Annotated in this window: 11 protein-coding genes; 9 read left to right on the top strand and 2 right to left on the bottom strand. The window is 68.0% G+C overall.

Annotation, left to right across the window (positions count from 1 at the left end; translation table 11 throughout):
- Window positions 1-5 precede the first annotated feature (5 nt).
- From J3R73_RS27560 to J3R73_RS27535, 6 genes are read left to right on the top strand one after another with little or no spacing between them, the layout of a single operon-like run.
- The gene (locus J3R73_RS27560; RefSeq protein WP_307434896.1) at window positions 6-470 is read left to right on the top strand and encodes a chemotaxis protein CheW; all 465 of its coding nucleotides are present in this window, start codon (window positions 6-8) and stop codon (window positions 468-470) included.
- Entirely contained in the window at window positions 470-1,720 is a 1,251-nt protein-coding gene (locus tag J3R73_RS27555) for a CheR family methyltransferase (RefSeq protein WP_307434893.1), read from the top strand. The genes J3R73_RS27560 and J3R73_RS27555 overlap by 1 nt, the downstream gene beginning before the upstream one ends.
- The gene (locus J3R73_RS27550; protein ID WP_307434890.1) at window positions 1,720-2,376 is read left to right on the top strand and encodes a chemotaxis protein CheW; all 657 of its coding nucleotides are present in this window, start codon (window positions 1,720-1,722) and stop codon (window positions 2,374-2,376) included. The genes J3R73_RS27555 and J3R73_RS27550 overlap by 1 nt, the downstream gene beginning before the upstream one ends.
- Window positions 2,373-4,634 (top strand): hybrid sensor histidine kinase/response regulator, encoded by a 2,262-nt coding sequence (locus tag J3R73_RS27545; RefSeq protein ID WP_307434888.1) that lies wholly within the window; start codon window positions 2,373-2,375, stop codon window positions 4,632-4,634. Before J3R73_RS27550 ends, J3R73_RS27545 begins: the two co-directional genes overlap by 4 nt.
- Window positions 4,635-4,656: 22 nt before the next feature.
- Complete coding sequence (locus J3R73_RS27540) at window positions 4,657-5,670, top strand: chemotaxis response regulator protein-glutamate methylesterase (RefSeq protein ID WP_307434885.1); 1,014 nt, start codon at window positions 4,657-4,659, stop codon at window positions 5,668-5,670.
- Between the two features lie 11 nt (window positions 5,671-5,681).
- A complete protein-coding gene (locus J3R73_RS27535; RefSeq protein WP_307434882.1) occupies window positions 5,682-6,701 on the top strand; it encodes a response regulator in 1,020 nt (339 codons plus the stop codon).
- Between the two features lie 191 nt (window positions 6,702-6,892).
- On the opposite strand, the gene J3R73_RS27530 is transcribed toward J3R73_RS27535, so the two are convergent.
- Window positions 6,893-7,831, bottom strand: coding sequence for a LysR substrate-binding domain-containing protein (locus tag J3R73_RS27530; protein ID WP_307434879.1), 939 nt, complete (start codon window positions 7,829-7,831; stop codon window positions 6,893-6,895).
- A 343-nt stretch (window positions 7,832-8,174) separates the two neighbouring features.
- On the opposite strand from J3R73_RS27530, the gene katG reads away from it, so the two are divergent.
- A complete protein-coding gene (gene katG, locus J3R73_RS27525) occupies window positions 8,175-10,385 on the top strand; it encodes a catalase/peroxidase HPI (protein ID WP_307434876.1) in 2,211 nt (736 codons plus the stop codon).
- A gap of 115 nt (window positions 10,386-10,500) precedes the next feature.
- Here katG and J3R73_RS27520 read toward each other — a convergent pair whose 3' ends face one another.
- Window positions 10,501-10,863: a response regulator gene (locus J3R73_RS27520; protein WP_307434873.1), complete on the bottom strand. Its 363-nt coding sequence runs from the start codon at window positions 10,861-10,863 to the stop codon at window positions 10,501-10,503.
- Between the two features lie 109 nt (window positions 10,864-10,972).
- On the opposite strand from J3R73_RS27520, the gene J3R73_RS27515 reads away from it, so the two are divergent.
- Both J3R73_RS27515 and J3R73_RS27510 read left to right on the top strand, forming a co-directional pair.
- Window positions 10,973-11,740, top strand: coding sequence for a Crp/Fnr family transcriptional regulator (locus tag J3R73_RS27515; protein ID WP_307434870.1), 768 nt, complete (start codon window positions 10,973-10,975; stop codon window positions 11,738-11,740).
- Between the two features lie 121 nt (window positions 11,741-11,861).
- Window positions 11,862-12,590: a Crp/Fnr family transcriptional regulator gene (locus J3R73_RS27510; RefSeq protein WP_307434867.1), complete on the top strand. Its 729-nt coding sequence runs from the start codon at window positions 11,862-11,864 to the stop codon at window positions 12,588-12,590.
- Window positions 12,591-12,602: the final 12 nt, after the last annotated feature.

Genomic DNA, 12,602 nt, shown 5'->3' with positions numbered 1-12,602 from the left:
GAACGATGCTCTTCCTGATGTTCCACCTGGACAGGGACCGCTATGTCCTCGATGTCGCGCAGATCGAGGAAGTCCTGCCTTATGTGGCGGCCAAGGCCATTCCGGGCGCGCCGGCGGGGGTGGCCGGCGCGATCAACTATCACGGCAAGCCCGTGCCGCTGATCGACCTCGCCATGCTGGCGCTCGGGCGGCCCTCGGCCGCGGTGATGAGCACGCGCATCGCCCTCCTGCGCTACCCTTCCGGCACGGCCTCGCCCCGACTGCTCGGCCTCGTCGTCGAGCGCGCCACCGATATCCTGGCCCGTGACGCCGCCGATTTTGGGCCGTCCGGCATCGATGCGGGCACGCCGCCCTATCTCGGCCCCGTCGCCACCGACGATCTCGGCATCATCCAGCGCGTCCGCGTCGAGGATCTGCTGCCGGCGGACATCCGCGAGGCCCTGTTTCAGCAGATCGCGGCGGCATCCTGATGATCGCCGCGCTGGAGCAGTTCCTCAAGGAAGCGATCGGGCTGCATGTCGAGACGGTCGGCACCGGCGTGATCGACCATGCCGTGAGGCAGCGCATGAGCGCCTGCGGCATCGCCGACGCCGGCCTCTATTGGGAGCACCTGACGACGTCCGGCGATGAGCGGCAGGCGCTGATCGATGCGATCGTCATTCCGGAGACGTGGTTCTTCCGTGACCGGGAGGCCTTCGCCGCCGTTGCCGGCCATCTTCGCGCCGCGGCGCGGGCCGGCCGTCCCAGCCGTCTCCTGAGCCTGCCCTGCTCGACCGGGGAGGAACCGTTCTCGATCGCCATGTCCCTCTTCGATGCCGGCTTCGGCCCGCAGGACTTCAGGATCGACGCCGTCGACGTCAGCGCGCAGAGCCTCATGAAGGCGGAACGGGCTGTCTATGGCCGCAACTCGTTCCGCGGCGCGGATCTGGGCTTTCGCGACCGCTATTTCGAGCAGGTCGGATCCGGCGCGCAGCTGAGCGCGAAGGTGCGTGCGCAGGTCTCCTTCACGCGCGCCAATCTCTTCGAATGGACGCCGGCGGCCGGGCCGAACGCCTATGACGCCGTCTTCTGCCGCAACCTACTGATCTATTTCGACCGCCAGACGCAGGACCGCGCCTTGCACCGCCTCGGCGGATGGCTGGCGCCCGGCGGCCTCCTGCTGGTCGGGCCCGGCGAATCCGGCCTTCCTGCCGGTTCCGGCTATGTCTCCCTCCGGGCCCCCAGGGCTTTCGCCTTCCGCAAGGCCGAACAGCCCCCGGCGGCCGTGCCCCCGCCGGCCCGCAAACCCGCCATGCCGCCCGGCCCGCCCCGGCGCAAGCTCGCGCCGGCGGTGGACAGGGTCCGCCCGCAGGCCGCCGCGGCGACGACGGCGCCGGGCGAAGGCGCCGCCCCGGCGTCCGAGCGCGGGGCCGCCAGCCTCGCCGCGCTGCAGCAGGCCGCCGACAGCGGGAGGATCGGCGAGGCCAAGCAGGCCGCCGCGGCCCATCTTGCGGAATTCGGCCCCTCGCCGGAGCTTTTCTACCTCATGGGGCTGGTCCATGATGCCAGCGGTGCGGCATCCGAGGCGATCGGCTGTTATCGGAAGGCTTTGTATCTGGCACCCGATCATCCCGAGACGCTTTCCCATCTTGCTTTGCTGCTGCGCAGGCAGGGTGACGTCGCCGGTGCCAAGGCTCTTGGCGGGCGGCTGGCCAGAATCGAGAAAGGGAGCGGTCGGTAATGGCCTCCTCAGCCCAGGGCGAACGCCGCGAGTCCTCCCCCGCGCATCCGGGCGCCGGGCAGAACGGCGAGGCGGCGGCGCAGACGGCGCGCAACCTGCTCGACCGTCCCCTTCCGCCCGGTTATCGTGAGGAATGGGCAAAGCATTTCGGGCGCAGCGAACGCAGTGCGGAGGAACGGGAAGCCGCTTGGGAAAAAGCGGGGACGGTGATGGTCTTCCGCCTCGGCGAGGAATGGCTGGCGCTGCCGACGGACATCTTCCATGACGTCGTCGAGCCGAGGCCGATCCACTCGCTTCCCCACCGCCGCGACGCCGTCGTGCTCGGCCTCGTCAACATCCGCGGCGAGTTGCTCGTCTGCGTGTCGCTCCACGAATTGCTCCATGTCGGGCAGGACGGGGCGGCGCCCCGGACCGGACGGGGAGACGGCATGCGGCGCCTCGTCGTGATCGGGAGAAAGGACAGGCGTCTCGTCTTCGCCGCCGACGAGGTGCATGGCGTTCACCGCTACGACCGCAGCGCCGTCCAGGCCGTGCCGGCGACGATCGGGCTGGCGGCCTCGGCCTTCACCACCTCCATGCTGGCCTGGCAAGAGCGGACGATCGGCTGCCTCGATGGAGCGATGGTGCTGGAGATGCTGGATCGGAGCCTCGCATGAGCGGGGAGGATTTCAGCCAGTTCTCGATGCTGGACCTGTTTCGAGCCGAGCTCGAGACCCAGTCCCACGCGCTGACCGCGGGACTTCTCGCGCTGGAGCGCCAGCCCATGGCGGCCGATCACCTCGAAGCCTGCATGCGGGCCGCCCACTCGCTGAAGGGCGCCGCGCGCATCATCGACCTCACCCCGGCGGTCACCGTCACGCATGCGATGGAGGAATGTTTCGTCGCCGCCCAGCGCGGGCAGGTGCGGCTGCAGCGGGCGCATATCAGCGCCCTTTTCGGCGGCGTCGATCTGCTGGCGGCGATCGCCGCGCAACCCGAGGGCGGCACCGACCAGACCGCGCCCGCGATCGCGAAATTCCTGAAGGCGCTGGCGGACGCGTCGGCGCCTGACCCGGCGGAGGAGGCCCCGGAGCCCGTGGAGGGCGGGCCGGTGCCCGTCCGGGCGCCCGCCATGCAGACGCCGCAGCCGATGGAGCCGGCCTTCACGGCGGCCGTTGCCGGCGGCCCCGACCGCATCGTGCGCCTGACGGCCGGCAGCCTCAACCGGCTGCTCGGGCTCGCCGGCGAGGCGTTGATCGAGGCGCGGCGGCTGAAGCCCTTCGCCGGCGGCCTCGTCCGGCTCAAGCGCCTGCAGACCGATCTCGCCAGATCCTTCGACGCCCTGCGTTCAGAGCTGCCGCAGCCGGGCAATGACGAGCGCGTCGCGCCGGCGCTCGCCGACGCCGGGCAGAAGCTGGCGGCGATGCAGGAATTCCTCGCGCAACGGCTCGGCGAGCTGGACAGCATCGACAGGCGCGTCACCGACCTCGCCAACCGGCTCTACGACGAGACGCTGGCCAGCCGGATGGGGCCGCTCGAGGACGGCGTGAAGCATTATTCGCGCATGGTGCGCGATCTCGGCCTGGCGCTCGGCAAGATCGCGCGGCTGGAGATCGTGGGCGGGTCGACGAGCATCGACCGCGACATCCTGGACCAGCTCGATGCGCCGCTCGGGCATCTCCTGCGCAATGCCGTCGATCACGGCCTGGAGACGCCGGGGGAACGCATCGCGGCCGGCAAGCCGGAGGAGGCCACCGTCCGGATCGAGGCGCGGCATAGCGCGGGCCGGCTGCAGATCATCGTCTCCGACGACGGCAGGGGCGTCGACCTCGACGTCCTGCGCCGGCAGATCGGCAGCCGCCGGCTCGCCAGCCCGGAAGCCATCGGCAGCCTCAGCGAGGAGGAACTGCTCGAATTCCTGTTTCTGCCGGGCTTCTCGCTGAAGACGACGGTCAGCGACATCTCCGGCCGCGGTGTCGGCCTGGATGCCGTCAGGGACATGGCCAGGCAGGTCGGTGGGCTCGTCAGGGTATCCTCTGCGGCTGGTGTCGGGACCTCCTTCCAGCTCGAACTGCCCCTCACCCTCTCGGTGGTGCGCACGCTGCTGGCGGAGATCGACGGCGAACTCTACGCGTTTCCGCTGGTGGGCATCGCGCGAGCCCTCAGATTGCCGCGTGAGCGCGTCGAATTGGTCGAAGGGCGTCCGCATTTTCGGTTCGACGGCCGGCAGATCGGCCTGATCACCGCGCATGACGTGCTGGAGCGGGCTGAATGGAAGCCGGCCGGAGGCGAGTTTCCCGTCGTCGTCATCGGCGAGCGCGAGCGGAGCTACGGCGTGATCGTCGATCGTTTCGCCGGGGAGCGGGAACTGGTCGTGCAGCCGCTCGACCCGCGCCTGGGCAAGGTCAAGGACGTCAGTGCCGCGGCCCTGATGGATGACGGCTCGCCGGTGCTCATCCTCGACGTCGACGATCTCATCCGCTCGGTCGAGAAGCTCGCTTCGTCCGGGCGTCTGCGCGCGCTCGGGCGGGCCGCGGACACCGCGGACCGCAAACGGCGCAAGCGCGTGCTGGTGGTCGACGATTCGCTCACCGTGCGCGAACTCGAGCGCAAACTGCTCGATCACCACGGCTATCATGTCGAGGTGGCGGTCGACGGCATGGACGGATGGAACGCGGTCCGCTCCGATCCGTTCGACCTGGTGGTCACCGATGTCGACATGCCGCGCATGGACGGCATCGAGCTCGTCACGCTGATCAAGAACGACGTGCGCCTCGGCGGGATACCCGTCATGATCGTTTCCTACAAGGACCGGGAGGAGGATCGCCGCCGCGGCCTCGATGCCGGCGCCGACTATTACCTGGCCAAGGGCAGCTTCCATGACGAGACGCTGGTGCGGGCCGTCGCCGACCTGATCGGGGAAGCCGACGAATGACGTGCTCTGGGGACCGGCGATCATGAGGATCGGCATCGTCAACGATCTGCCCATGGCGGTCGAAATGCTTCGCCGCACCCTCGCCGCCGTGCCGGCCCATCAGGTCGCATGGGTCGCGACGAACGGGCGCGAAGCCGTCGAGGCCTGCGCGCTGGATCTGCCGGACCTCGTGCTGATGGATCTGACCATGCCGGAGATGAACGGCGTCGAGGCGACGCGCCGGATCATGGCGGCGACCCCGTGCCCGATCCTGGTGGTGACCGCCAGCATCGATGCCAATGTGCCCGAGGTCTATGACGCCATGGGCTATGGCGCGCTCGACGCGGTCGAAGTTCCGACGATGGCGTCCGACGGGGCGAGATCCGCCAGGACGCAGCCCTTCCTGGCCAAGATCGCCAATATTGCGCGGCTCATCCAGGACAGTTCCCTCACGCGGCGCAAGGCGGCGGCCGTGCAGGCTCCGGCGGCGCAGCGGCTGATCGGGATCGGCGCCTCGGCCGGCGGCCCGGCCGCCGTCGCCGGCGTGCTCGGCAAGCTGCCGGGAGACCTCCCGGCCGCGGTCGTCGTGATCCAGCATCTGGACGCCCAGTTCGTTCCCGGCCTGGTGCACTGGCTCGGCCAGCACACGGCGCTGCCCATCCGCGCCGCGGTCGAGGGCGACGTCCCGGAGGCGGGAACGGTCCTCGTCGCCGCGACGAATGATCACCTCGTCTACAGGCCGACGGGCGAACTGGGCTATACGTCCGATCCGCGCAACAATCACTATCGTCCCTCGGTCGACGTGTTCTTCGAGAGCGTGGCGCAGCGCTGGCGCGGGCCTGTCGTCGCCGTCCTTCTGTCCGGGATGGGGCGCGATGGCGCCAAGGGACTGAAGTCGCTGCGCGACAAGGGGCACCTGACGATTGCGCAGGACGAAGCCACCAGCGCGGTTTACGGCATGCCCAAGGCCGCGGCGGCGATCGGGGCGGCGGCCGAGATTCTACCGCTCAATTCAATCGCGGCACGCCTGGTGCAAGCCTGCTATAATGGGATCTGAAGGATACCCCCATGTCAGACGATTTCGATCTCGCTTTCGGGATTGTTCCGGCTCCGGCCGAAAACTACCTGTCGATGGTCCTGCTCGTCGACGACCAGGTGATGATCTGCGAGGCGGTGCGGCGCGCGCTGGCGGGCCAGCCCGAGCTCGACTTCCACTACTGCACCAATCCGCTCGAAGCGGTGCGGGTCGCCGCCGAGGTGAAGCCGACCGTGATCCTGCAGGATCTCGTCATGCCCGGCATGGACGGGCTCGACCTCGTCCGGCAATATCGCCAGAATCCCTCCACGCAGGCCGTCCCGGTCATCGTGCTCTCCACCAAGGACGAGCCGGCCATCAAGGGCGAGGCGTTCAACGCCGGCGCGAACGACTATCTCGTCAAGCTGCCGGACCAGATCGAGCTCATCGCGCGGATTCGCTATCACACGCGTGCCTATCTCGATCACGTGCAGCGCAACGAGGCCTATCGCGCCTTGCGCGAGAGTCAGCGCCAGTTGATAAAGGCCAATCTCGAGCTTGAGCGCCTGACACGGATCGACGGGCTGACCTCGCTGGGCAACAGGCGCTATTTCGACGAATATCTCAGCCTGGAATGGCAGCGGTCGCTGCGCAAGCAGATCCCCATCGCCATCCTGATGATCGACGTCGACAATTTCAAGAAGTACAATGATACTTATGGACACCTTGCCGGGGACGAGGCGCTCAAGCGCATCGCGCAGGTGATCCAGAACAGCCTCGGCCGCCGGACGGATCTGGCGGCTCGATTCGGCGGCGAGGAATTCGTCGCCGTCCTTCTCAACGTGTCCGATCCCGGTGCATCCCATGTGGCGGAGCGCATGGTGGCGGGTGTTCGCGATCTCAACATTCCGCACGGATCGGGGCGCGTCACGATCAGCATCGGCATTGCGAGCACGCTGCCGGCGGTCGGCTATACGCCCGGCGAACTTCTCCATATCGCCGACCAGGCGCTTTTCCGTGCCAAGATGGCGGGGCGCGACCGTATCGTGATCCACGAGCCCTCGGCCACGTGAAGGGGACTTCCCGCGCGGTCGCCGTACCCTGCATGGCGCCGGCAAGCGGAGACGTTTCCGGCCAATGGCGGGACGCCGGAGAAGGCGGCAGCCCCTCCTCGGCTTCCTCGACGCGGACGAGGCGGGCGCGCAGCGTCGTGGGCGCGGCGACCCTCGTCCCTCCCCTCGCGGGCCTCGACGGTGCGGGGCCGTCAGGCTCGCGCGGCGGATGGCGGCGACATCGCCTTGTGCCTCTCCCGCAGCATGTCGGCGGAGTCGCGGACGACCTCGGAGATCTGCATGAGCTGGGCGACCAGCGGACTCGTCTTGCGCCAGATCATGCCGATCGTCCGCGAGGGCCGCGGGCTCTTGAAGCGGGCGATGGACACCGATGCCGAGCGTGTCTCCATCGCCACGGCCATTTCCGGAATCAGGGTGACGCCGATGCCGGCCCCCACCATCTGCACCAGGGTGGACAGCGAGCTGCCGTCCAGCAATTCCCGCGTCAGCATGGAATGCATGTTGCAGAACGCCAGGGCCTGGTCGCGGAAGCAGTGGCCTTCTTCCAGCAGGAGCAGCCGCATCTCGCGCAGCGTGTCGCGGTCGGGCACCGGCTTGCCCTCGTCCTCGCCCGGCCGGACCAGCACGAACTCCTCGGTGAACAGCGCCACCTCGGTAAACGAGAGCTCGGATACCGGCAGGGCGACGATGGCCGTATCAAGCCGGCCGTCCGCCAGTTCCTGGATCAGCTTGGGCGTCAGCGTCTCGCGCACGTGGATGTCGAGGCCGTCATGCAGGCGCGTGAGATTGCCGATGATGGTCGGCAGCAGATAGGGAGCTACGGTCGGGATGATGCCGATGCGCAGCGGCCCCACCAAGCGGTCCCGCGAGGCCTGCGCGAGGTCTCCCAGCGCTTCGACCGAACGCAGGATATCGCGGGTGCGCAGCGCGAATTCCTTGCCGAAATTGGTGAGCTGGACCTGGCGGGCGCCGCGCTCGAACAGCGCGGTGCCCAGCGATTCCTCCAATTCCTTGATCTGCACCGACAGCGCGGGCTGCGTGATGGCGCAGGCATCCGCTGCCCGTCCGAAATGGCCGTGCCGTGCCAGCGCCTCGAAATAGCGAAGCTGCCGGAGTGTCAGGTTGATCATAACCGCGCCTTATTGCCGCAATCAGAAAACCCAACTTAAACTAATGAGGGGACTTTGGTAAACCAGCGCCGCGGAAACAGGGTCCGTCAAATGTGACAGCAACCTCGCGCCAGGGCCCCGACGGCCCGCCGGGGCGTGCTGTCCAGGCGATGGACAATGCCCGTGCAGCCCGAGTAATGCCGTTTCAGTGCGTTCATATTCCAGCCGAGCGTGGCAGGCGGGACATTCGATGTCTCGGACACCCGATGATCGTGCTGGCCGTGACGAGGAATCGTCTTTCCAAGGACTGGCAGTGCTTGTCCGCGGACAAGTTCAGTCGACGCAACCACGATCGGAGGAAATCATGGATGGAAATGATGCCGGGAACGCCGGCAAATGCCCGGTGGCGCATGGGGCTCGCCCCGTTCCCACCTTCGGCGGACGGTCGAACCGGGACTGGTGGCCGAACCAGCTGAACCTCAAGATCCTGCACCAGCGTTCTTCCCTCTCCGATCCGATGGGCGAGGGGTTCGATTACGCCGAGGAGTTCAAGAAGCTCGATATCGAGGCCCTGAAGAAGGACCTCTTCGCGCTGATGTCGGACTCGCAGGACTGGTGGCCGGCCGATTTCGGCCATTACGGCCCGCTGTTCATCCGGATGGCCTGGCACAGCGCGGGAACCTACCGCACCGGTGACGGCCGCGGCGGCGCCTCCTCGGGCACGCAGCGCTTCGCGCCGCTCAACAGCTGGCCCGACAACGTCAACCTCGACAAGGCGCGCCGCCTGCTGTGGCCGATCAAGCAGAAATACGGCAACAAGATCTCATGGGCCGACCTGATGATCCTGACCGGCAACTGCGCCCTCGAGTCGATGGGTTTCAAGACCTTCGGCTTCGGCGGCGGCCGGGCGGATGTCTGGGAGCCTGAGGAAGACATCTATTGGGGTGCCGAGGATACCTGGCTCGGCGACAAGCGCTATACCGGCGAGCGGGACCTGCAGAACCCCCTCGCCGCCGTGCAGATGGGCCTCATCTATGTGAACCCGGAAGGGCCGAACGGCAACCCCGACCCCCTCGCCGCGGCCCGCGACATCCGCGAGACCTTTGCCCGCATGGCGATGGACGATGAGGAGACCGTCGCGCTCATCGCCGGCGGCCACACCTTCGGCAAGACCCATGGTGCGGGCGACGCAGCGCTCGTCGGTCCGGAACCCGAAGGGGCCGGCCTCGCGGAACAGGGCCTCGGCTGGAAGAACGCCTTCGGCACCGGCAAGGGCGCCGACGCGATCGGCAGCGGCCTCGAAGTGGTCTGGACCAGCACGCCGACGCGGTGGAGCAACAATTTCTTCTGGAACCTGTTCGGCTATGAGTGGGAGCTGACGAAGAGCCCCGCCGGCGCGCAGCAATGGAAGCCGAAGCACGATGCCGGTGCCGGCACGGTGCCGGACGCGCACGACCCGTCGAAGCGCCATGCCCCGTCGATGCTGACCACCGACCTCGCTCTGCGCTTCGACCCGGCCTATGAGAAGATCTCGAGGCGCTTCTTCGAGAACCCCGACCAGTTCGCCGATGCGTTCGCCCGGGCATGGTTCAAGCTGACGCACCGCGACATGGGCCCCCGCTCGCGCTATCTCGGTCCGCTGGTCCCCGCCGAGGAACTGCTGTGGCAGGATCCCGTTCCCGCCGTCGACCACGTGCTGATCGACGCGCAGGACATCGCCGACCTCAAGGCCAAGATCCTGGCCTCCGGGCTTTCGATCTCCGAACTGGTCTCGACCGCCTGGGCCTCGGCCTCGACCTTCCGCGGTTCCGACAAGCGCGGCGGAGCGAACGGCGCACGCATCCGCCTCGCGCCTCAGAAGGACTGGGACGTCAACCAGCCCGCCAAGCTGGCGACGGTGCTCGGCACGCTCGACGAGATCCGGGCGGCCTTCGACGCCGCGCAGACCGGCGGCAAGAAGGTATCGCTGGCCGATCTCATCGTCCTCGGCGGCTGCGCCGCGGTCGAGCAGGCGGCCAAGAATGCCGGCCATCCCGTCGAGGTTCCCTTCACGCCGGGCCGCACCGATGCGACGCAGGAGCAGACCGACGTCGAATCCTTCGCCGTGCTCGAACCGGTCGCCGACGGGTTCCGCAACTACCTCAAGACCGACTTCACCATCGCGGCGGAAGGGCTTCTGCTCGACCGGGCACAACTCCTGACGCTGACCGCTCCGGAAATGACGGTGCTGGTTGGCGGCCTGCGCGTCCTGGACACCAATGTCGGACATTTCCAGCATGGGGTCTTCACCAAGCGGCCGGGAATGCTCACCACCGACTTCTTCGTGAACCTGCTCGACATGGGCACGGTCTGGCAGGCGGTCTCGGAAGCCGAAGACGTGTTCGAGGGCCGCGATCGCGCGACGGGCGAGCTGAAATGGACCGGCACCCGCGTCGATCTGGTCTTCGGCTCGAACTCCCAGCTCCGCGCCCTTGCGGAAGTCTACGGATCCGGCGACTCGCACAGGAAGTTCGTGCAGGACTTCGTGGCGGCCTGGAACAAGGTCATGAACCTCGACCGTTTCGACGTGGCCTGACGCCCGCAGAAAGCCGAGGGGCGCCGCCGGAGTCCGGCGGCGCCCCTCGGCGCGAAAGCAAAATGCTTGGCCCGCCATGCATCTCGCCTGCCTCCGGAGAGCGGGCGGCGGGCGATCAGAACCCGAACGCGCCGATCGTGCGCGTCAGCACGGCCATGTCCACCGGTTTGGGGAGAACCGGGCAGGTCGTCCATTCCGGCGGGAGGTCGGAGGGCGCGCGCCCTGTGGCGAAGACGATCGGCACTTTCCGGGTTTTCAGTTCGCAGGCGAGCGGGAAGACGAGATCCTTGCCGACATTGACATCGAGGATGCCGAGGTCGACGACGCGGGAGACCAGCAGCTCCACCGCCTGCATCAGGCTCGATGCGATATGGATGTTCCGGAAGCCGAGTTCGCGGAGCATGTCTTCCATCAGGCACGCGATCAGAAGTTCATCTTCCACCAACAGCACGCCCGCAGTACCGCGCTGCAGGTTCATGGAACACTCCTCGACCGTACGACCAACTCCCTATGTCAACTAGTAGACAGACCGATGGTTCCCGCCGGTGCTACGCGGTTCCGCGACTTTTTTCGAGCGGGATGCTGTGTTGGCCAAGGGGAAGCGCTCAGGGGCGGAGGGGACCGGCACGCCCGGACGACAGCGCCTCGGCAACCAGATCCTGAATTCCCTGCCTGCGCCGGCGATGGAGGCCCTGTCGCCGGCCGTCGAATATGCCGACACCCGCCGGGGCGAAAGCCTGTTCGAGCCCGGTGACGAGGTGACGCATGCCTGTTTCCCTCTCGGGCCGACGGTGATCGCCTTCGTTCTGCCGATGCGCGACGGACGGATGGTGGAGGCGGCGACGATCGGGCGGGAGGGGGCGGTCGGCGGCGTCGTCAGCCTCGGGCTGAAGCCGGCCTTCGCCCGCGCCGCGGTGCGCATAGCCGGGCCGGTGGCACGGGTGCCGATCGCCAGGCTGGAGGACGCCAAGCGCGCGACGCCGCGCGTGCACGACATCTTCTCGCGCTATGCCGACTGCCTGACGGCGCAGGTGCTGCAGTCGGTGGGCTGCGCCGCCCTGCACCCGCTCGAGGCGCGCTGCGCGCGCTGGCTCCTGATGACGCATGACCGGCTGCAGGAGCCGGTACTGCCGCTCACCCAGGAATCGTTGGCCGAGATGTTCGGCGTCGCCCGCACCTATATGACGCGCATCGCGAGGTTGCTGGAGGAGCGGGGCGCGATCTCGCGGCGGCGCGGGGCCATGTGCATCGAGGCGCGGTCGGTGCTCGAAGAAATCAGCTGCGAGTGCTATGGACGGGTGCGCAGGCATTTCGAACGCGTGCTGCCGGGCCTCTACCCGAGGGCCGAACCCTGAGGGAAATCACACTCCCGTCGAATCGCATTTTTCTGACGCATTGTTTTGACATCTTCGCGAAAAGGCCCCGGTCGCTGCGGCCCTCCTTGTCGGGGCGCGCCATCCACAGGAGTCGGCGTGCATGAAGCGCGTGCAGCATCCCGTCCGCAACCGCCTCCTCGACGCCCTTTCCGCCCATGACCGCGGTCTGCTCGCCCACCATGCCGAAGCCTATGGGCTCGAAGCCGGCGAGATCCTGTTCGAACCCGGGCAGGATGTCCTGCACGTCTATTTTCCCGGTCCCGGCTCCATCGCCTCGCTCCTGCTCGACCTGCGCGAGGGCGCGACGGCGGAAGCCGCGATGATCGGGCAGGAGGGAGCCGTCGGCGGCATCGTCAGCGACGGCAACAAGCCGGCCTTCGCGCGGGGCGCCGTGCAGGTCGCCGGCACGGCGCTGCGGGTGCCGATCGAGGCCCTCGAAGCGGCCAAGCAGCGCTCGCCGACCCTGCGCGACCATTTCGCCCGCTATGCGGACTGCCTGCTGGCGCAGGTGCTGCAGTCCGTCGCCTGCAATGCGGTGCACGACCTCGACGCAAGGCTGGCCCGCTGGCTGCTCTCCACCCAGGACCGCATCGGCGGGCGGGACTTGCGCCTCACCCAGCAGTTCATCGCCGAAATGCTCGGGGTGCAGCGCAGCTACGCCTCGCGCATCATCGGCGATCTCGAGAAGAAGGGCATCATCGCGACCGGCCGGGCCCTGGTCACCATCCGCGACCGGCGCCGGCTGGAGGGCGAGGCCTGCGAATGCTACGCCTATCTGCGCCGGCACTATCAGCGGGTGCTCCCGGGCGTGTACCCCATGCCGGAATAGGACGCCCGGCTG

The sequence above is a fragment of the Labrys monachus genome (assembly GCF_030814655.1).
Classification (GTDB): domain Bacteria; phylum Pseudomonadota; class Alphaproteobacteria; order Rhizobiales; family Labraceae; genus Labrys; species Labrys monacha.
The sequence above is the reverse complement of the archived record's forward strand: the minus strand, read 5'-3'. Positions and strand labels throughout refer to the sequence as shown.